Origin of the sequence: uncultured Lacinutrix sp., from assembly GCF_947500325.1 — a bacterium.
In the GTDB taxonomy this organism is placed as follows: Bacteria; Bacteroidota; Bacteroidia; order Flavobacteriales; family Flavobacteriaceae; genus Lacinutrix.
Window position 1 is genome coordinate 19,122 of sequence record NZ_CANMRQ010000007.1, and the last position, 21,086, is coordinate 40,207.

Genomic DNA, 21,086 nt, shown 5'->3' on the forward strand with positions numbered 1-21,086 from the left:
CCTTTTTTTTAATCAGCCATTTTACTCTAGTGAAAATGATATAATTGTTAAATATTTGTATTGTAATCATCAGTAATACAATCGATTGTCTATTTACTATTACAAAGGTAGAATCTGAAAAGCCTATTTTAAATAGAGTAAGAAAATAAAGAATTAAAGAGATGGAAACATTAGAAAAACTAAAAAAAGGACAAGAAAATAGTGATGCTATTTATAAAAAAACAAAAACGGAAATCAGAACAATTAAAGATTTATGGAAAGCTGTAATTGAAGCTTACGATGATGAGGATTATGATACTGAAGCTATGCGTGATGTATATAAAAGAATGAATCCTAAAATAACTTATCAAGATGTTGCAAATGTTTTTGCTGCAGTATACGCAGATACATATTGGTCTGTTATTAAAATGGATCCTTCTATTTTAAGTAAGAGTATGGTGCAAGGGTTAAGTTTAGATAGAGCTCAAGCTAATAAATATGCTACAAATGCTATGAAGCAATGGAGAGGATCGTTTTCTAGAAATAATAAATCTGATAGAGGGCAAATTCCTAGTCCAGGTTCATATAGTCAAAGTATAGATATTGTTTGTAATCAGGATACAGAGTTAGAGCCAGCTCAATTAATTAATGAATGGAATAACGAGTTTTGGAAAACGCCATCAGTAGGAAAGAACTACGTTTATGTTAGAGTTCAAAACTTAGAATTTAGAGGTGAATTAGCGCCTAAAGCACAAATGTTTTACGCAGATGGCGGTTTTAACCAACCACCTAGTAGTTGGAATCAATGTCTTACAGCAAAAGATGGGAGCCAAGAAGGAGAAATATTGTCGACTGATAATGAACCGGCATTATTAGATCGTGGCGATAGAGGTGCTTCTGAGGCTTTTAATTTTTCTCCAAAATCTGCAGCCCATGTTTGTGTAATTGGAGCAATTAACGATCAATATTTTACTCTTAATTCTCCGTTAGGAGTTTCAGATGGTAACTGGAATTCTGCAACTTGGTTGACTCATAATGGAGCATCTGTATGGCATAATGTTAATCCTCAGATAGCTAAGGTAACCAGTCTTAAAATATATAATCAAGATGGAACAAAGGAGAAATTTGTTTTAAATGCTCAGTGTAGAAATGTACCAGTTGGATCTACAATCAATATAGCGACTAAAGACAATTGTTTTCTTACTGAGAAGCCTATAACTATACATAATAGTTCTCAGTTTCTTGAAATTGAAGGTGCGCTTCCTGGTTATTATGAAGGTGATTTGCAAGTAACTATTCAAGATGCTAATGGTAAATTATTACCAAGTAATGCAGCTATAGAATTTACTTTATTATGGAAATTAGAAAAGGGCCATGATTTTTATGCAAAAGCAGCTAATACATATAGCGAATCTGAATCGTTAAAGAACGAGCAAGCTATTTATACTTCACTAGGTTCTTATACCATTAGGGGAGCCGAATAAAAGCGTTGTATTTTTTATTGTAAAAGACCATCTTAATTAATTAGGTGGTCTTTTTTAGTTATTTTATAATTAGCTTATGAGAATAGGTATTTATTATGTTATATTTTATCCCATTCATGTATTTCGTTTGCTGGAATATTATTATATTTTTTTATTCGACCATCGCAATGTATATAATTTGCATTCTCTATTTCCTCGTCTATTAAATTTATGGTACCACAAACTTTTCTTATTCCATTTTTATAAATAAAGCTATCTATATCTTTCCTTGATTTAAGATTAGTTTCTCTGCATTTTAATTTAATATTAATAGTTGTGTCTTTAATAATTTTGTATTCTCTTTCAAAAGGTTTACAGTCTATCCCAAAAACTTGAAGTTTAATTTTATTATTTAATATTTTTTTTGAGCAAATATTTAAACGGCTAAGACCATCGTAATCACTCAATAGTGTGCCAATATTTTTTGTGTCTGATGATATTTTGCTAATTGCATAAGGTATTGCATAATTTGAGTCATTATGTGTAGTTACTATATCAATAGTTATTATAGTATTATTGTTTTCTAAAGTTTGTGAATTTATTTTAGAAAACAGAAACAGTGTTAATAATATTAATGCCTTTTTCATTTTTTTAAATCTAATTAAAAGCCTCGCGTAAAGCACCTATAAAATCTTCAGTGCTCTTAATATTGTTGAAAACTTGATTATTTACCTTTAAAAGCGGAATACGGTTTTCGAACCTATTCTTTTTATCTGCTTGAAACTCTTTAATAATTCTAAGGTAATTAGTACTGTCTTTATCAATATTATACTCAGTATAAGCAATGTTATTAGTTTCTAAAATACGTTTAGTATCTGGGCAAATAATACAATCATCTTTTGTGAAAAGTGTCACTTTTTTATCTTTTATGGCACGATCTAATTTAAAATCTAATCCTTCATGGTCTTTATTTACCTCAAGGGCATATGCCACTTCATTGACTACAAAAATAGACTTGTATTTACCTTTGGTACCAGTTAATTGTATTAGTGTTAGTAGTTTTATTTTGTTATTAGCAGCAATGGTTCTAATTATTGGTCTATTGCTACTGCGTCTATAATCTTTAGTTTCTACTTTCAAGAACAAATCGTATGAAATAGAATCAGTATTAGTAGCATATAATGTTAAGCGCTTTCCTTTCTTTTCTTCAGATAGCTTAACATATTTATGTTCAGTTTGTGCGAGTCCATTTAAAGTAATTAAAAAGACAAAAAACAAGACTATTATTTGTTTCATATTTCAGAATTATTACGAAGTAAAAGTAACTTAATACATTTATATTTGCATAAACCATACCATAATTTATGCAGTTAAATCTTAAAAAACCAATTTGCTTTTTCGATTTAGAAACAACAGGAATTAATGTTTCTAAAGACAGAGTAGTAGAAATTTCAATTTTAAAAGTATTTCCAAATGGGAATAAAGAAAGCAAAACTTGGTTAGTAAATCCAGAGATGCCAATACCAGCAGAAGTCTCTGCAATTCATGGAGTAACAGATGAGCGTGTTGCTAATGAACCAACATTTAAAGAGTTGTCAAAAGAAATAAATGCTATGATTAAAGATTGCGATTTGGCAGGTTTTAATTCTAATCGTTTCGATATTCCATTATTGGCAGAAGAAATGTTGAGAGCAGATATGGATTTTGATATGAAAAATAACGTAGCTATAGATGTACAAACTATTTTTCATAAAATGGAACAACGTACATTAGGTGCAGCTTATAAGTTTTATTGTGATAAAAGTTTAGAGAATGCACATACAGCAGAAGCAGATACTTTGGCAACTTACGAGGTATTAAAATCGCAATTAGATCGTTATGACGATTTAGAAAACGATATGAAATTTCTAGCAGAGTTTAGTGCTCGAAAAAAGTTTGCCGATTTTGCAGGTTTTATTAATTATAATAAAGAAGGAGAGGAATGTTTTTCTTTTGGAAAACACAAAGGAAAAAAAGTGACAGATGTTTTAAATGATGAACCCGGTTATTTTGGATGGCTTTTAAATGCCGATTTTCCGCTTTACACTAAAAAAGTATTAACGGCTATAAAGTTGAGAGCATTTAATAATAAATTTTAATAGTTAATGAAATTAATTTGCATAGGAAGAAACTACACAGAGCATATTAAAGAGCTTGAAAATGAAAAACCAACAGATCCTGTTGTATTTTTAAAACCGGATACTGCTATTCTACTAAAAAAACAACCATTTTTTATACCAGAATTTTCAAATGATGTGCACCACGAAGTAGAAGTTTTAGTGAAAATAAATCGTGTTGGAAAATATATAGATAAAAAGTTTGCTCATAAATATTATAAAGAAATAGGACTTGGAATCGATTTTACAGCTCGCGATTTACAAGCGCAATTAAAAGCAAAAGGATTACCATGGGAAAAGGCTAAGGCCTTTGATGGAGCAGCCGTTGTAGGTAATTGGTTGGATAAGAGTGAATTTGAAAATGTAAATAATATTAATTTTTCATTAAAAAAAAATGATGAATTAGTACAGCAAGGTAATACAAGTCACATGCTTTGGAAAATTGATGAGATCATCGAATATGTGTCAAAATATTTTACTTTAAAGATTGGAGATGTTATATTTACCGGAACACCAGCTGGAGTTGGCAAGGTAGTTGCTAACGATAAACTAAAAGGATACATAGAAGATAGAGAACTATTTTCTATTACAGTAAAATAAATGGAACAACACTACAAACTACACAGATTAAGAGAATTAGCCGATAATGATGAAGATTTTATTATGGCTTTAGCAGAAACATTTTTAGAAGAAGTGCCTGCAGATGCTTTAGTTTTAAAAGCTGCACATTCTGAAGGCGATTTTTTAAAAACGTATCAAACTGCTCATAAAATGAAACCAACAATAGATGTATTCGAATTGGGCGTTTTAGACAAATTAATAGAAGTGCAAGATTGGGGGAAGTTTGAAAAAGCAGGAGAAGATGTTGCCACTCAATTAGCAGAGGTTTTAGATGCAGTAGAAAAAGCAACTGCAGAAATAAAATCAGACTTTAATCTGTAATATTCAATGCAAGCAGAAATTATTACCATTGGAGATGAAATTCTCATTGGGCAAATAGTAGATACTAATTCTGCTTTTATAGGAAAAATTTTAAATAGCATTGGTGTTTCTGTATATCAAATTACATCAATACAAGATGATGAAGCACATATTTTAAAGGCTTTAACTGAAGCCGAAAACAATGCAGATATTGTAATTATAACTGGTGGTTTAGGGCCAACAAAAGACGATATTACAAAACATACTATTTCCAAATATTTTAACGATACTCTAGTAAGAGACCTTTCAGTTACCAAAAATATCGAAAGGTTATGGCGAGACTATGTAAAACAACCAATGCAACAGGTTAACTTAGACCAAGCCTTAATACCTTCTAAAGCAGAAGTATTAATGAATACAGTTGGTAGTGCACCAGGTATGTGGTTAGAAAAGAACGAAAAAGTTTTTATATCTATGCCTGGAGTGCCTCACGAAATGAAACTACTAATGGAATATGAGGTCTTACCAAAGATAAAAGCAAAATACAAACGACCATTTATTTTACATAAAACATTACTTACATATGGTATAGGAGAAAGTATGCTCGCTTCCAGAATAGAGGAATGGGAAGATAATTTACCAGAGTTTATAAAACTTGCCTATTTACCAAATTTAGGAAAGGTAAGATTAAGATTATCAGCTAAAGGTTTTGATGAAAAAATAGTTAAAACAGAAATGGAAAAACAAATACAAATCGTTTTACCATTAATAAAAGATGTGTTTGTAGGCTTTGAAAATGATGGAGATCTGGAAGTGCTAATTGGAAAACAATTAGTAAATCTTAATAAAACACTATCGGTAGCAGAAAGTTGTACTGGAGGGAAACTAGCAGAAACATTTACAGCTAATGCTGGCGCATCATCATATTTTAAAGGAGGATTAGTTACCTATGCAACAGAAACTAAAATTGATGTTTTAGGTGTTTCTCAAGCCATAATAAAAGAACATTCAGTTGTAAGCGCAGAAGTTGCAGAAGCAATGGCTAAAAACTGTAGAGCATTGTATAAAAGTGATTATGCAATTGCAACTACAGGTAATGCCGGACCAACTAAAGGAGATGCAGATGCAGAAGTAGGAACTGTTTATATAGCTATAGCTTCAAAAGAAAATGTTTTTTCTCAAGAATTCTCACTCGGAACTAATCGAATAAGAGTTATAAATAAAGCAATAAACAAGGCGTTAGAATTGTTTCAGAAAGAAATTTTTAAAAATTGATAAAAAACAGATTGTCAATACTAAAACATTTCATATATTTGCACCTCGAATTTTAATAACACATTTAAAGTTATAAGTAATGTCAAGAGTTTGTGAACTTACAGGAAAGAAAGCAATGGTTGGAAACAACGTATCGCACGCAATGAATAAAACGAAACGTAAATTCAACGCGAACTTAATTAAAAAACGTTTTTTCATTCCTGAAGAAGATAAGTGGGTAACTTTAAAAGTATCTACATCAGCTTTAAAAACAATCAACAAGATTGGTATCGCTGCAGCATTAAAAGATGCAAGATCTAAAGGATTTTTAAAATAATAGCCACCGCATTTAAAGAATAAGAAAATGGCAAAGAAAGGTAATAGAGTACAAGTAATATTAGAATGCACTGAGCATAAAGGATCTGGACAACCAGGAACGTCACGTTATATTACAACTAAAAATAAAAAGAACACACCAGATAGAATGGAGATTAAGAAATTTAATCCAATCTTGAAGAAAATGACTGTTCATAAAGAAATTAAATAATACATAATAAGTATAAGTTATGGCAAAGAAATCAGTAGCATCGTTACAAACAGGATCTAAGAGACTATCTAAAGCAATCAAAATGGTGAAATCTCCAAAAACAGGAGCTTATATGTTTGTTGAATCAATTATGTCACCAGATTTAGTGAACGATTGGTTAAAAAAATAAGACATTACCAATACAAAATATAATAAGCTGCTTTCATTTAGAAAGCGGCTTTTTTTATTTTAAAATATTACGTTTCTTTACGTGCATAATGACAAAGTTGCAGTTTTTAAGAAAAGGCGCGACTATTGTTAGTAGTATCACTATACAATTAACAACAATACATGAGTTTTTTTAAAAAAATATTCTCTTCAGAAAAAAAAGAAACCTTAGATAAAGGTCTAGAAAAAACTAGTACTAGTTTTCTAGGTAAATTAAGTAAAGCAGTTGCAGGAAAATCTAAAGTTGATGATGATGTTTTAGATAATCTTGAAGAGGTTTTAGTATCTAGTGATGTAGGAGTAAATACTACGTTAAAAGTTATAGAACGAATTGAAGAGCGCGTAGCAAAAGATAAATATTTAGGAACCGATGAATTGAATAGAATTCTTCGTGAAGAAATTGCTGGATTATTAAGTGAAACTAATTCTGGAGAAGACACCGAATACACAATTCCTATATTACCAAAGCAAGCAGATGGAACAAAAACACCATATGTATTAATGGTAGTTGGGGTAAATGGAGTAGGTAAAACAACAACTATAGGTAAATTAGCATACCAGTTTAAAAAGCAAGGATTAAAAGTTGTTTTAGGAGCTGCAGATACTTTTCGAGCTGCAGCAATAGATCAATTACAAGTATGGGCAGATAGAGTAGATGTGCCAATGGTAAGACAAGAAATGGGTAGTGACCCAGCTAGTGTTGCATTTGATGCTTTAGAATCTGGAGTATCTCAAGATGCCGATGTTATCATTATTGATACAGCTGGACGTTTACATAACAAGATTAACTTAATGAACGAGTTAACAAAAGTAAAACGTGTTATGCAAAAAGTAGTTGGAGATGCACCTCATGATGTTTTGTTAGTTTTAGATGGTTCTACTGGACAAAATGCTTTTGAACAAGCTAAACAATTTACTGCAGCAACGGAAGTAACATCATTAGCTGTTACAAAATTAGATGGTACAGCAAAAGGAGGCGTAGTTATTGGAATTAGTGATCAGTTTCAAATACCAGTAAAATATATTGGTGTTGGAGAAGGTATTGAAGACTTACAGGTGTTTAATAAATATGAGTTTGTAGATAGCTTTTTTAAATAAGAAGGATATATTGAAAAATGAAAAAACACTAAGAATACTATCTCAAATTAACTTAGTGTATGCTATTATTAAAATAGTATATTATCTTTTTTCTTTTATAGTATTGTTTTGGCATGATTCAAAAAATCCACTAATGCCTGATTATTTGAATAAGTATATAGCTTTTCCTAAGATTATTGTTTTTCTAATATTCTTACTTATTGGAAATTATAGTTATAGAAGCTTAAAACAAAAACAATATAACTTTTATGTAATTTTAACTATCTTTAGTTATACTATACTTTATTTATTTTTTGGAGTTTATTTTTATCAATTCGTAAATAGTTTTAATCCTTATGGCTTTTAATATCCATCATAACTTCGTTATTAAAACATCTAGAGAAAACGTTTTTAACGCTTTTACACAACCAGAGCATCTAAATAATTGGTGGACATTAAAATCGTCAGGAAAACCAGAACTTGGGTCAGAATACAATTTGAATTTTACAGATACTTACAATTGGTTCTCGAAAGTTTCTGAGGTTAAGCAAAATGAATCGTTCTATTTAAAAATGACAAAATCTGATAAAGATTGGAATTCTACAACCTTTGGTATTCATTTAAAAGAAGTAGAACAAGGAACGCTTCTGGAATTTTCTCATAAAGATTGGAAAGCGTGTAATAACGAATTTAAAACCTCTTCTTTTTGTTGGGCTATGCTTTTAAACGATTTAAAAAACTATTTAGAAAAAGGTAGCATTGTTCCTTTTGAAGATCGTAACTAATCAATTAATAAATTAATTTTTTCCCAGAGATCATTGTCAAAAGTAGACAATGCAAAATTTTCATTACCAGCAGCATTTCCCATTCTTATTATTACAAGATCTTTACTTGGTACAATGTATATTTTTTGATCATTCTTACCTAATGCACAGTACATATCACTAGGAGCATTTGGTATTAAAGAACCTTGAAATTCTACTTGACTTTGTGGTAAATGGTAATTAGATTTTCCGTTTAGCCACCAGAGGTAACCATAAGATTCATTAATGTTTTGAGAAGTATTTGTAGCTTCATTTAAAAAACTCTCAGATACAATTTCGGTAGTCTCCCATTTACCTTTAGCCGAGATCATTAACCCAAAACGCGCCATGCTTCTTGTATTACTGAAGTAAATACTAAAATTATTTACATTTTGCCATGAACCAGATAGTCCAATTTTGTCTTTCAACACTAGATTAAAATAATCATTCCAATCCATATTAGTAGCACTAGTAATTACGTCTTGTAATTTTACATATACATTATGATAAGCCCATCTTGAATCTGCATCAGCAAGATATTGTAAATCTTCCATAGCAACCGATTCGCCTAATGAGTCATCTAAACCAGAATTCATTGATAATAAATTTTTATTGGTGACTAAATTTTCTTTTTCAATAGAAGCACTAGTCCAATTTGTTCCTATATAATCTGAAACCTTATCGTTTATATTCAATAAATCTTGATCTTGAGCAATACCAACAATAGTAGATGTTAGCGTCTTGCCAGCACTTGCCCAATACCATAATGAGTTTTCGTTGTGGCCATTAAAGTAGTTTTCAGTAACAATTTTTCCTTTATGTAAAATAATAAAGCTTTTTGAGTTTTTTTCTTCAACAAAATCTATAAGAGATTGTAAATTAGATGTATCCCAGCCAAGTGATTCAGGACTAGTTGTTTCCCAAATATTACTTCCTATTGGAGGAAAGTAAAGTGATTCGTTTTCAATAAATTCTTCATCTTGAGTAATAGGCTCATTAGAAGCACAACTAATAAATGAAATTACAATAATAAATAATACTTTGATTTTCATTTGAAATGGGATTTTTTATTAAGACTAAAGAACACATAAAAGGTTTAAAAACATTAATTTAAAATCATGTTTTGTATTTTTAGCTAAAATGTATAAAAATGAAAAGAGCCATATTATTTCTATTATTAGCATTATTATTTTTTGTAAACTGTAAAGAGGATAAAGAAAATACAGAGACTAATATTGAAACAGAATTAAAATCTGATACTAGTGCAATTTCTACTAAAGATTTTAGGGAATTTAAGGTTTTAGATTCAAAGTTTATAAAGAATGAGATGCTTTGGAAAGATTTTAATAATGAATTAGCAGATTTCTCCGAAGCTATTTATAATTCTATAAAACCATTAGTTTTAGAACAAAATATACCAACTATTCAAAAGCATATTAGGAGTGGAGAACTCACATATGAGGAGTTAGTAAAGTTTTATTTATATCGTATAAAGCGATTTGATAGAGAGAATGATTTTAGCTTAAATTCGGTAATATCTATAAATCCTAGAGCAATACAACTAGCGCGAATTGCAGATGTAGAAGCTAAAGCACCAGGTGAGCGTCACCCAATTTTTGGAATGCCAATATTACTTAAAGACAATATTAATGCAAAAAATATGTCTACAACTGCTGGTGCAGTTGCATTATTAAATAATGAAACAGATGATGCCTTTGTAGTAGAAAAATTAAAAGAAAACGGAGCCATTATTTTAGGGAAAGCAAATTTAAGTGAATGGGCTTATTTCTTTTGTGGTGAATGTCCAAGTGGTTATAGTGCAGTTGGCGGGCAAACATTAAACCCATATGGAAGACGTATAATAGATACAGGTGGATCTAGTTCTGGAAGTGGTGTATCTGTAGCTGCAAATTTTTGTGTAGCAGCCATAGGTAGCGAAACGGCAGGATCTATTTTGTCGCCAGCTAGTCAAAACTCTGTAGTAGGCATAAAGCCAACTATTGGTTTGTTAAGTAGAACAGGAATTGTGCCTATCTCATCAACATTAGATACATCTGGCCCTATAACAAAAAATGTAACAGATAATGCTATTGTTTTAGATGCTATGTTAGGTTATGATAGTAAAGATTCTAAATCTATTGAAACGAGATGGTCAACAGGTTATTATTTGAATAATTTTAATAAAGAAGATTTGAAAGAGAAGCGCTTTGGAGTGTATAAGAGGTTACTAGAAGATTCTTTATATACAAGAGCCATCGCTGTATTAAAATCTAAAGGAGCAACTATAGTTGAATTAGAAGAACCTAAAGTTGACTTGCCAGAGTTTATCCGGTTATTAAATTTAGATATGAAAAAAGATTTACCTCATTATCTATCTGGTTTTACCAATGCTAATATTGAAGTGAGATCTGTTAAAGATATTATGGAGTATAATAGTAAAGATTCTTTACTTAGAGCGCCATACGGACAAGCGTTATTTAAAGGAGTTCACGAAGATAAAAGCACAGATAAAGAATTCGAGACAATTAAAAATGTTTTAAAAACTAATGGAAGACAGTTTTTTGATGAAGCTATAAAAGCAAATAAATTGGATGGTTTTTATCAATTAATAACTATCACGCTGCGTTTGCTGCGGTAGCAGAGTATCCTGCAATGACAGTGCCAATGGGATACACAAACAAAGGAGAGCCAAAAGGTATAACCTTTATAGCGCCTCCATTAAAAGAGCTAGATATTTTAAATTGGGCATATAATTACGAGCAAGCATCAAAAGAACGAATTGCACCAGTAAATTATAACTAATTGTGTTTTAGATTGTATCTTTGCAGTCCAAAATTAGGATATGCGTACAAAATCACTTAAAAAGAACAAAATCAATGTAATAACTCTTGGTTGTAGTAAAAATGTTTACGATAGCGAAGTGTTAATGGGGCAGTTAAAAGCTAGTGGTAAAGATGTTGTACATGAAGATGAAGGAAATATTGTTGTAATTAATACTTGCGGCTTTATTAATAATGCCAAAGAGGAAAGTGTGAATACCATTTTGGAATACATGCAGAAAAAGGAAGATGGAGATGTTGATAAGGTTTTTGTAACTGGTTGTCTTTCTGAAAGGTATAAGCCAGACTTAGAAAAAGAAATCCCTAATGTTGATCAATATTTTGGAACTACTGAATTACCGGGGTTATTAAAAGCTTTAGGAGCAGATTATAAGCATGAATTAATTGGAGAACGTTTAACAACGACACCTAAAAACTATGCTTATTTAAAAATAGCCGAAGGTTGTGATAGACCATGTAGTTTCTGTGCTATCCCATTAATGAGAGGTAAGCATAAAAGTACACCAATAGAAGATTTAGTAATTGAAGCCGAAAAACTGGCTGCAAATGGAGTAAAAGAGTTAATCCTTATTGCTCAAGATTTAACCTATTATGGGTTAGATTTATACAAAAAAAGAAATTTAGCAGAGTTACTAGAGAACTTAGTAAAAGTAGAAGGTATCGATTGGATTCGTTTACATTATGCATTTCCAACAGGTTTTCCAATGGATGTGTTAGATGTTATGAATCGTGAACCTAAAGTTTGTAATTATTTAGATATACCATTACAACATATTAGTGATTCTATTTTAAAAAGTATGCGTCGTGGTACTACAAAAGAGAAGACCACAAAACTACTTAAGGAGTTTAGAAAGGCAGTACCGGATATGACTATTCGTACAACTCTTATTGTTGGTTATCCTGGTGAGACAGAAGAAGATTATCAAACTCTAAAAGAATGGGTTCGTGAAATGCGTTTTGAACGTTTAGGTTGTTTTACATACTCTCATGAAGAAAACACACATGCTTTTAACTTAGAAGATGATGTGCCACAGGAAGTAAAGCAAGAACGAGCCAACGAAATTATGGAAATCCAATCTCAAATTTCATGGGAATTAAACCAAGAAAAAATAGGTCAAGAGTTTAAAGTTGTTATCGATAGAAAAGAAGGTGATTATTTTGTTGGACGTACAGAATACGATTCTCCAGATGTTGATAACGAAGTTTTAATTGATGCTAAAACGGTCTACTTAAAAACTGGTGAATTTACAACAGTTAAAATAATAGAAGCAGCAGATTTTGACCTTTATGGAGAGGTAGTATCTCAATAAATTAAAACTTTAATTTTGAGTTTGTTTTTTTATTCAGGATAGTTTTTAAATGTAAATGATTTGTGAATAATTTTCCATTTCTTATTAACTTTCAATAACATTAAATAGTCTGTATAAATACGTTTTCTTTTAGGCATTAATATTTCAATTTTTGCGATTGCTGCATCACCTTCAAAATCAATAGATAAAACTTTACCAATACGATTACTTTTTCGACCAGGTTTTATATTGCCTACATATTGTTTTCCAGACCATACTTGTAGAGAATCTTCTTTTACAAAATAGAGGTTAAAATCCTTATGAAAAGCTCTTTTTAAGCGATTAGGTTCACCATTAGCTGTACCTTCAATATAATCGTAAAGTACACTGTTTATTTGTTCGATTTCTGATTGAGCATTACTATTTGATAAACTAAATATTAAAAATATAACTAGGATTATTTTTTTCATTTCTTTTAGATTATAATTTATATCGTTTTTAAAGTATTTTAATTATGTTTTTTAAACGACCTTATTTGGTTTTTACTAAATTTTCATTTGTGGTAGTTTGCTTTTGGAACCATATGTCAGTAATCCCATGAGCAGACATTTTAAAGCCTTGTATAGTACCGTTTGTATTTCTTTTGAATGCTAAAGACGAAAAATGTCTTTTGTTTCCTGTGAATAAATCTGTTATTGTTGGGTCTAATTGTACAGGTTCAAATCTTGGATGGGTAAGTATAAGCTTATCTTGATCAATAGACAGAGAATATGAAGTATTTAAGGCAGCTGCATAATAATTTCCAGTAAATGATTCAAGATCCTTACTCCAGTTAGCATTTTTGTTATAAGAAATTAAATGAGAGGTATTGTCTCCAACTTTTACCAACATGGTTTTGTGTACAGCGTTAGAGTCGAAGTTTACCATTACATCTCCTCTTGTAATCATTTTAAAGGACTTATTAGTAATAGGCACAAGTGAACTTTCATTACCTGGGCCTCTATAATATCTTAAGGTATCGTTAACAACATGAATTTTTCTTTTAGTATAGTTATCAATATCCCAGTAATCTCCTTCAAATGCAGATAGTTGTTTTTTTGATAATTTTTTTGAGGTAATTTTAGTAGATTCCTCATTCATTTGGTCTAAGAAGTCTTCAATATAGAGTGCACTTGCTCCTGTGGCTGCATATCCATTATAGGCGCCATCATTTCCCATAACAATAACTGCTAGGGAATAATCTGGATAGCGAATTAATTTGCTAGCATATCCACCTGCAACTTCAACATGGTACAACTTTTTTACTCCTCTAAAATTCCAAAATCTATGGCCGCCTGTATATAGAGCAGTATTAGTTTCGTCTACCTTTTTATTATTAACAATAGACAACTCATCGAATTTTTCAATCATTCGTTTAGTACCAACTTTAGGGGATTCAAGTTCTCTTGCCCAGAAGCACATATCTCTTATAGTAGTGTATACATTTGATACTATTGTTTGTCTATGGTTTATTGTTGAATTAGTAAAACTATCTTTTTGTGCGAAGTATCCTTGAGCTTTGTTAGCGATTACAGTTCCTTGCGTATCAAATACTGAATTTGTCATTCCTAGAGGTTTAAATATTTCTTTGGTTACAAAATTGGTATATGGCATTTTGCTAATATTGGTAATAAGATCTTCTAGAATCATGAACCCAGCATCTGTAGGAAGTTGTATAGCATCTCTATTAGATATGAATTTCGATTGACTCCAAATCATTTTATATGCTTGTTCTTTTGTAAAGACATCTTCTGTTTTCCATCCTGCAAGAGCTTTGGAAATTTGATCATTGTTTAATCCGCTTGTATGATTTATCAATTGCTGGATACTTATTGAATGTGGAAGAGATGTTAACTTAGGCATGTGCTTTCGAATATCGTCCTGAAGAGAAAGTAGTTCGCGTTGTTCTAACAACAAGAGCGCATAAACTGTAAATTCCTTAGCTAGGTCTCCAATATAAAATTTGGTTTCTTGATTTATTGGAACCTGATGTTCTAAATTGGCTAACCCATAACCTTTAGCGTGTACTATTTTACCGTTGTTAAGAATTCCCACAGCTATTCCAGGTTTATCTTTGGTGTTCCATTGAGAAAAAACAGCATCAATTTGGTCTGTTGTTATTTGTCTTTTTTGGGTTTCTTGAGAAAAAGAAATTGTCATTACTAAAAGTAAAAATGCTGTATATATTTTTTTCATGATTGAATTTATGATTGTTTTAATGTTTGAATAATCTTTTTTGCAACCGATGCTGCTGCTGTAGGATCTTGTCCAGTAATAAGTCGTTTGTCTACTTTGTAATAGTTATCCCAGCCTTCATTTGAATACGAAAAATTGCCACCTCGTTCTTTAATTAGTTGCTCAATTGAAAAAGGAAAGGTTTCATAATATTTTGCTGCCTTATTCTCAAATACATCAGGGAAACCATTTACATCTCGACCTTTATACAAATAGTCGCCGTTTTTAGCCTTAAGGTTAACAATTCCAGCAGTTCCATGACAAATAGCAGAGACAATACCGTTGTTGTTATATATAGACATTGTGATGTCTTGAATGTTTTTGTTTTCAGGAACGCCAAACATAGCTGCACCACCACCAACATAATAAACAGCTTTATATGCTGAAGGTAAAATATCCACTGGTTTTAAAGTGTTTTTGAGTTTTTTCATAAAGTTAAAATCGTAGAGGTATTTTTTTTGTATACTGTTCGATGTTGCTAAATAACCAATGGGAATTGCTCCTCCATTTGGACTAACAAAGTCTACTTTATAGCCTCCATTAACTAAGATGTCATAAGCATAAACAATTTCTCCAAAATGATTTGAAGTGTTCATGTCTGTATCTCCATAGGTATGCTGATTGGATACAATAAATAGAATCTTTTCGGAAGTTTTATCTTCAATATTTGATGTATTAGAACATCCTGTAAATAGAATTATTGAATAAAATAGAATAAATAATCGCATGCTGATTTTAATTTTTCAGCAATATCAAGCAATATCTAACAAAAGTGTTTTTGAGTTATAAATTAGAAGTTCGGATTTATAAAATAATACTTTATTGGTGTTTTTTAAATTGAGCAGGAGTTTTTCCTGTGAGCTTTTTAAAAGTAGTGAAGAAGGTAGATTTTGAATTGAAACCACATTCATAGCCAATGGCTTCTAATGTTAAATTAGTATCGTTTTTAAGCATTTTTTTAGCAGCTTCAATGCGATATTCGTTTATATATAATGCGAAGTTTTTACCTAAATTATCATTTAGTAATTGTGAGAGTTGATGTGTAGTTATACCAATTTTTTTAGCAACATCTATGGATTTTATATTCGAGTTTTTATAAAGTGCGTCCTCTTTGCTCATAACTGTTTTTAATCTTTGAATCAATTGTGAAGCTTCACTAGTGTCTATTTTTTTATTAGCGTATTTATTTAAAGAATTAAAAAGAATAGATTTGTTTTTTTTGTTATAAAACACAAATAGTAATAAAATATATAGTAGAAAAGAAAAGGTAAGTGCGCCAGAAATATAGTTTACAAAACTTGTAAAATAATAAGATGATACGAGTAATATATTACCAATTAAAATACTAAACAACCAAATGTCTATACTTGAAAGTTTTTCATTTTTATTAAATATTTTTTTGATACGATCTCGTATCAAGTAGAAAGACATCAATATATAAAGAAACCATTGGATGTAAATGGTTTTTATAATGTGTGGTCTCCATAAATCTACATGGTTGTTAAATGGGTAAAGGAAACCAATAATTAATGCTATAGGTACTAAAATTAATAAATGATACTTCCAAGTATTATATGCATTGCTTGAGGTTCGAGTAATTGAATTGACATAGAAATATAAAAAAGGTCCAACAAAAAAACAGGCAGTTAAACCAAATTGCAAATAATGAAACGATAATTCATGATTAAAATGAAAAAACACAGATTTGCCAATACGTATACTTAGCATGCCTAAGAATATTCCCAAGAATATATTCGAAATGTGTTTGGGTTTAGCAAAGAAAATGAAGTAAACACTTAAAACAATACCGTTAAAGGCGCCTATGGCACTAAAAAAAAATAAGAGTTCTCTACTTACTTCCAAAAAGACTGTTTTTAATTTTTAAATATACGTTTTATTTTATATTAAGGTTTTAAATTATAATTATTATTAACGTCTATAATAAAACCTAGTTTAGTTTTACTTTTAGTAAAATAATAAATACCTTTTTTAAATTTTTTTATGTAAAAGAGAAGTTTATAAATAACATAAATAATTAGTGTAATTAGTATTTTTATAGACCAGTTATGCTTTAGTCTTCTTTAATTTTTTGCTAATTTTTTTAATAGCAGATTCAATAGATTTTTCTGGTTCAATAATGTTGTATTCTCCCCAAAATTTAGGGTCAGCAAAACCAGAAGTTTCATCGGTTAAAATGATATTGTACTTTAAACGATTTTTTGGCCTATTTACAAATTCAGTATTAGTTGGTTCCCAATCGGTAATAGCCATTTCACTTTGTAAAGTATAGCGACTATTAAATAAACGATTAGACCATTTTACTTTAAAAGAAAGCAAAATATTACTATAACCATAATACCATTTTCCATTTTTCACTCTATAGTTTACACGATAAGCAGCTTCTGTTGGAAATACTTTTGCATTAACAGGTTTCTTTCTTACAAATAGTTCGCTAGCTAAATCACGGTTTGATACATTTAAATTATAAACAGCATTAGTTACTGCATATGTATCTGCATCTATGTATAATTGCCCATAATACATAGGTTCTTTAATACCTAGCTTTTGTTTAAAATCTACAACATATACTAATTTATTATTTACTTGAGTAGACTGCTTAAAAGAAAACTCATATGAGCTTAAATTATTTTCAGTAAATATAAACCTTGGATATTTCATTACATCTGTATAAAGTGCACTAAATGGACCGCCTTGTAATTTTAAAGCAATAGTGTCTAATCGAGAATAGTTTGTGTTTTTTCTAGACTTCACTAATGTAATAGCATCTTTTTTATTTGAGACATATGGTTGCTTATAGATTTTTAAAACCGCTTCAGAGAGCGATGCATTTTTATTTCGCTTTCTAATGGTTTCTCTATAAAATGCAGTCATTATTGTTTTGCTATTATGATAATTCTCACCTTTAAGTTTTAAAGCTTTTTTTACCAAAGATTTAGCATCTGCAGGCGCATTTACATCTACTTGAGCTAAAACAGTAGCAGCTTCTGGAAGTTTGATTTTTGCGTTTTGTTTTTTTAATTTAGACAGTAAGATTTCTGTTTTTTTGTACCCTAAATAAGTGACTATAATACTTTTGTCTAGGTCTGTATTAGGTACTTTAAGAGCAAATTCTCCATCAGAATTACTTACTGTACTAATGTTAGTATTTTTAATAACAATATCTGCTAGAGGTAAAGATTTACCACTACTTTCAGAAACAATTTTTCCTTTAAATTCAGTGAAATTCTGAGCTTGTAAAGTGTTAAATAATAAGGTGAGACAAGCTAAAGTTAACAGTACGAGATTCTTTTTCATTATTAAATTTTCAATTGAATTTAGAGTATTAAATTACAAAAAACAAGAAGGATGCTTATCCTTTTTTATGTTAATTTTAAGATAGAGTATGATATAAAGTGTCTTATCTTTACACTAGATTTTATTATTGACTATGCCATCAGACTGTATTTCGTTTCAGAAAACCGGATATTTCTCAGAACTTATTTGTGATTATTTAGCTGAAAATAAGACGCTAAAGCCATTTTACAATCGTTTTCCAAAACTTGAAAATTTCAAGAATCAAATCGATGAAAAAAGTAAATCTTTTGATTCTAAAACAAGAAGCGTGCTTTTTAAAGTTTTAATAGAACAGTATAAAAATACTGATGCCTCAGAAGCTACTATCAATAATATTAAAATTTTAAATCAAAATAATACTTTTACTGTAACTACAGGTCATCAATTAAATTTGTTTACTGGACCACTATATTTTTTGCATAAAATTGTTTCGACTATCAATTTAGCAAATGAGTTAAAAAGCGAGTATTCAAATTATAATTTTGTACCAATCTATTGGATGGCAACAGAAGATCATGATTTTGAAGAAATTAATTATTTTAATTTCAAAGGAAAGAAAATTCGTTGGAATCAAGATGTTTCTGGTGCAGTAGGAGAATTAAACACTGAAAGTTTAAGTGCCGTTTTTGAAACTTTTTCTAAAGAATTAGGAATTAGTAAAAACGCTAATACACTTAGAGAACTATTTAAAAATGCCTATTTAAAGCATGATAATTTAGCCAATGCAACTCGTTATTTGGCAAATGCATTGTTTGCAGAATATGGATTGGTTGTTGTAGAAGCTAATGATAAAGGTTTGAAGCGATTGTTTATTCCACAAATTGAAAAAGAATTAACAGAGCAAATTTCATATAGAACGGTTTTAAATACAAATAAGCAGATAGAAAAACTTGAAGGTAAAAATTATCCTATTCAAGTAAATCCAAGAGAAATTAATTTCTTTTATTTAAAGAATAATCTTCGCGAACGTATTGTTTTTGAGGATGATTTGTACAAGGTATTGAATACAGATATTGTTTGGAATAAGAGTGAATTATTAGAGCATGTTAATACAATGCCCGAGTGTTTTTCTCCTAATGTTATTTTAAGGCCATTATATCAAGAAACTATTTTGCCAAACTTATGTTATATTGGTGGAGGTGGAGAATTAGCATATTGGTTTCAATTAAAAGCTAATTTTGAAGCTAATAATGTTACATTTCCTATCGTATTACTTCGTAATTCTGTATTAATTAAAACAAAACAACAATCAGATAAATTAGATAAATTAAATATTTCTAATGAAGAAATCTTTTTAAAACGAGATGCTTTTATAAATGGAAGAGTAAGAGCGATTTCAAATATTGATATTGATTTTTCTAAACAGAAACTACATCTTAAAAAACAATTTGAAGAGCTATATAAATTAGCAAAACAAACAGATAAATCTTTTATTGGCGCTATTTCTGCTCAAGAAAAAAAGCAGATTAATGGACTAGAAAATTTAGAAAAACGTTTGTTAACTGCTCAAAAAAGAAAACTAAAAGATCAAGTTGAGAGAATGACTGAGCTTCAAAATCAATTATTTCCTAATCAAAGTTTACAAGAACGCAATACTAATTTTAGTGAGTTGTATTTAGAGTTTGGAACTCAATTAATTCCACAATTAATTAAAAATTTAAAACCTTTAAAAGGAGCGTTTACAATTATTTCTATGTAACCATCATAGTCTAGCGTTAGATTTGTTGTCGTATATATATAAAACCAAAATATATGTCTAGGGCAATACTTTATTTAGTGCTAATTTTTTCTTCAGTTTCATTTAGTCAAAAAAGGATTTTAATATATCATGAAACTAATCAATTTAGGCATACAGGTGCTATAAATGCTGGTATTTCTATGTTCGAAGACTTTGGGGTTGCAAATAATTTTATTGTTGATAATTCACAAAATTCTAATGTTTTTACAACAGGTAATTTAGCATTGTATGATGCTGTAATCTTTTTAAATACTTCTGGGAATGACGAAACGGGGAGTGATGGAGATTTATTGTCGTCTTCAGAAAAAGCAGCTTTTGAAAATTTTATACTTAATGGAAAAGGGTTTATTGGTATTCATGCAGCAACAGATACTTATCGTGATGGTAGTTGGGATTTTTATAATGAACTCGTAGGTGGTATTGTACAAACAAACCCTAATCATACAAATAATAATTATAATGCAAATATAGAGGTTAAAGCAAGTCACCCTATTATAGATTTTTTAGGACCAATTGGAAGTGTCTGGAATAAAAATGAAGAGTATTATTATTGGCAAAATAATGGAGGGCAACTAAGCATAGATAATACTGTTTTATTAGAGGTTGAAGAAACTGAAGGCCCAAACGGAATTATAAATTCTTACGATGTAGCTAGACCAATAACGTGGTATAAAGAATCTGTTACTTATGATGACGATAATAATAGTATAACTCCAGATGTAACAATAAATAATATACGATCATTTTACACGGCTTTAGGACATAATGGAAGTGATTATTCTGGAAATAATAATTTTAGAACGATGTTACTAAATGCAACACTTTGGGCTATTGGTAATACTTTAACTATAGAAGAGCAAATTATTTCAGATTTTAAAATAGTGCCTAATCCTGTGAAATCTATTACAACTATTCAGGTTGAAAAAACCTTAGGAGATATTAGTGTAAGATTATATACTATTTTAGGTAAAGAGGTGCTAGTTAAAACTATAAATAGTTCATTTTTATACAATAACGAGTTTAGTTTGAATCTGTCTAATTTAAATAGTGGTGTTTATTTACTAAAATTATCATCAAAAAACGTTGAGAAAAGCATAAAATTAATTAAAAAATAAAGGTTGAATTTTATTAAAATCAATGTTAATAAAACAAACAAAAATTCATTATTTTTAATAATAGTATTT

The 21,086-nt window shown here is 29.8% G+C and carries 23 protein-coding genes; 15 read left to right on the top strand and 8 right to left on the bottom strand.

Features of this window, described 5'->3' with window-relative positions:
* The first annotated feature begins 161 nt into the window (after nt 1-161).
* Nucleotides 162-1,463 carry a hypothetical protein gene (locus Q0997_RS10275; RefSeq protein WP_299888396.1) on the top strand — a complete coding sequence of 434 codons (1,302 nt, stop codon included), beginning with the start codon at nt 162-164 and terminating at the stop codon, nt 1,461-1,463.
* A gap of 98 nt (nt 1,464-1,561) precedes the next feature.
* On the opposite strand, the gene Q0997_RS10280 is transcribed toward Q0997_RS10275, so the two are convergent.
* Nucleotides 1,562-2,089 (bottom strand): hypothetical protein, encoded by a 528-nt coding sequence (locus Q0997_RS10280; RefSeq protein WP_299888398.1) that lies wholly within the window; start codon nt 2,087-2,089, stop codon nt 1,562-1,564.
* A 10-nt stretch (nt 2,090-2,099) separates the two neighbouring features.
* Nucleotides 2,100-2,738 carry a glutaredoxin domain-containing protein gene (locus tag Q0997_RS10285; protein ID WP_299888401.1) on the bottom strand — a complete coding sequence of 213 codons (639 nt, stop codon included), beginning with the start codon at nt 2,736-2,738 and terminating at the stop codon, nt 2,100-2,102.
* A gap of 68 nt (nt 2,739-2,806) precedes the next feature.
* Between Q0997_RS10285 and Q0997_RS10290 the strand changes: the two genes are divergently transcribed.
* The 9 genes from Q0997_RS10290 to Q0997_RS10330 all read left to right on the top strand — a co-directional run bounded on the left by Q0997_RS10290 (nt 2,807) and on the right by Q0997_RS10330 (nt 8,389).
* On the top strand, nt 2,807-3,580 hold the full coding sequence (locus Q0997_RS10290) for a 3'-5' exonuclease (protein WP_299888404.1): 774 nt from the start codon (nt 2,807-2,809) through the stop codon (nt 3,578-3,580).
* Between the two features lie 6 nt (nt 3,581-3,586).
* Entirely contained in the window at nt 3,587-4,198 is a 612-nt protein-coding gene (locus Q0997_RS10295) for a fumarylacetoacetate hydrolase family protein (RefSeq protein ID WP_299888406.1), read from the top strand.
* Nucleotides 4,199-4,540 (top strand): Hpt domain-containing protein, encoded by a 342-nt coding sequence (locus tag Q0997_RS10300; RefSeq protein ID WP_299888409.1) that lies wholly within the window; start codon nt 4,199-4,201, stop codon nt 4,538-4,540.
* Between the two features lie 6 nt (nt 4,541-4,546).
* A complete protein-coding gene (locus tag Q0997_RS10305; protein ID WP_299888412.1) occupies nt 4,547-5,794 on the top strand; it encodes a CinA family nicotinamide mononucleotide deamidase-related protein in 1,248 nt (415 codons plus the stop codon).
* Between the two features lie 79 nt (nt 5,795-5,873).
* Nucleotides 5,874-6,110: a 50S ribosomal protein L28 gene (rpmB, locus tag Q0997_RS10310; RefSeq protein ID WP_299888415.1), complete on the top strand. Its 237-nt coding sequence runs from the start codon at nt 5,874-5,876 to the stop codon at nt 6,108-6,110.
* 27 nt (nt 6,111-6,137) lie between these two features.
* Nucleotides 6,138-6,320, top strand: coding sequence for a 50S ribosomal protein L33 (gene rpmG, locus Q0997_RS10315; RefSeq protein WP_299888418.1), 183 nt, complete (start codon nt 6,138-6,140; stop codon nt 6,318-6,320).
* A 19-nt stretch (nt 6,321-6,339) separates the two neighbouring features.
* Nucleotides 6,340-6,489, top strand: a complete 150-nt coding sequence (locus Q0997_RS10320; RefSeq protein ID WP_299888421.1) for a DUF4295 domain-containing protein — start codon at nt 6,340-6,342, stop codon at nt 6,487-6,489.
* Nucleotides 6,490-6,650: 161 nt separating this feature from the next.
* The gene (ftsY, locus tag Q0997_RS10325) at nt 6,651-7,625 is read left to right on the top strand and encodes a signal recognition particle-docking protein FtsY (RefSeq protein ID WP_299888424.1); all 975 of its coding nucleotides are present in this window, start codon (nt 6,651-6,653) and stop codon (nt 7,623-7,625) included.
* Nucleotides 7,626-7,960: 335 nt separating this feature from the next.
* On the top strand, nt 7,961-8,389 hold the full coding sequence (locus Q0997_RS10330; RefSeq protein ID WP_299888427.1) for an SRPBCC domain-containing protein: 429 nt from the start codon (nt 7,961-7,963) through the stop codon (nt 8,387-8,389).
* On the opposite strand, the gene Q0997_RS10335 is transcribed toward Q0997_RS10330, so the two are convergent.
* A complete protein-coding gene (locus tag Q0997_RS10335; RefSeq protein ID WP_299888429.1) occupies nt 8,386-9,459 on the bottom strand; it encodes a serine hydrolase in 1,074 nt (357 codons plus the stop codon). The genes Q0997_RS10330 and Q0997_RS10335 overlap by 4 nt on opposite strands.
* 98 nt (nt 9,460-9,557) lie before the next feature.
* Between Q0997_RS10335 and Q0997_RS10340 the strand changes: the two genes are divergently transcribed.
* Genes Q0997_RS10340 through rimO form a run of 3 tightly spaced genes read left to right on the top strand, consistent with a single transcriptional unit; the run spans nt 9,558 to nt 12,557 of the window.
* Complete coding sequence (locus tag Q0997_RS10340; RefSeq protein ID WP_367180213.1) at nt 9,558-11,045, top strand: amidase family protein; 1,488 nt, start codon at nt 9,558-9,560, stop codon at nt 11,043-11,045.
* 26 nt (nt 11,046-11,071) lie between these two features.
* Nucleotides 11,072-11,209, top strand: coding sequence for a hypothetical protein (locus tag Q0997_RS20485; protein ID WP_367180214.1), 138 nt, complete (start codon nt 11,072-11,074; stop codon nt 11,207-11,209).
* A 40-nt stretch (nt 11,210-11,249) separates the two neighbouring features.
* On the top strand, nt 11,250-12,557 hold the full coding sequence (gene rimO / locus Q0997_RS10345) for a 30S ribosomal protein S12 methylthiotransferase RimO (RefSeq protein ID WP_299888432.1): 1,308 nt from the start codon (nt 11,250-11,252) through the stop codon (nt 12,555-12,557).
* 29 nt (nt 12,558-12,586) lie between these two features.
* Here rimO and Q0997_RS10350 read toward each other — a convergent pair whose 3' ends face one another.
* From Q0997_RS10350 to Q0997_RS10370, 5 genes are all read right to left on the bottom strand, one after another.
* Nucleotides 12,587-13,006 (bottom strand): nuclear transport factor 2 family protein, encoded by a 420-nt coding sequence (locus Q0997_RS10350; RefSeq protein WP_299888435.1) that lies wholly within the window; start codon nt 13,004-13,006, stop codon nt 12,587-12,589.
* Between the two features lie 61 nt (nt 13,007-13,067).
* The gene (locus Q0997_RS10355) at nt 13,068-14,771 is read right to left on the bottom strand and encodes a serine hydrolase (protein WP_299888438.1); all 1,704 of its coding nucleotides are present in this window, start codon (nt 14,769-14,771) and stop codon (nt 13,068-13,070) included.
* 8 nt (nt 14,772-14,779) lie between these two features.
* Nucleotides 14,780-15,538, bottom strand: coding sequence for a type 1 glutamine amidotransferase domain-containing protein (locus Q0997_RS10360; RefSeq protein WP_299888441.1), 759 nt, complete (start codon nt 15,536-15,538; stop codon nt 14,780-14,782).
* A 91-nt stretch (nt 15,539-15,629) separates the two neighbouring features.
* Nucleotides 15,630-16,673: an AraC family transcriptional regulator gene (locus Q0997_RS10365; protein ID WP_299888444.1), complete on the bottom strand. Its 1,044-nt coding sequence runs from the start codon at nt 16,671-16,673 to the stop codon at nt 15,630-15,632.
* 201 nt (nt 16,674-16,874) lie between these two features.
* On the bottom strand, nt 16,875-18,125 hold the full coding sequence (locus Q0997_RS10370; protein ID WP_299888447.1) for a carboxypeptidase-like regulatory domain-containing protein: 1,251 nt from the start codon (nt 18,123-18,125) through the stop codon (nt 16,875-16,877).
* A 133-nt stretch (nt 18,126-18,258) separates the two neighbouring features.
* On the opposite strand from Q0997_RS10370, the gene bshC reads away from it, so the two are divergent.
* The gene (bshC, locus tag Q0997_RS10375) at nt 18,259-19,863 is read left to right on the top strand and encodes a bacillithiol biosynthesis cysteine-adding enzyme BshC (protein ID WP_299888450.1); all 1,605 of its coding nucleotides are present in this window, start codon (nt 18,259-18,261) and stop codon (nt 19,861-19,863) included.
* A gap of 53 nt (nt 19,864-19,916) precedes the next feature.
* Complete coding sequence (locus Q0997_RS10380) at nt 19,917-21,017, top strand: ThuA domain-containing protein (RefSeq protein WP_299888453.1); 1,101 nt, start codon at nt 19,917-19,919, stop codon at nt 21,015-21,017.
* The last annotated feature ends 69 nt before the right edge of the window (nt 21,018-21,086 follow it).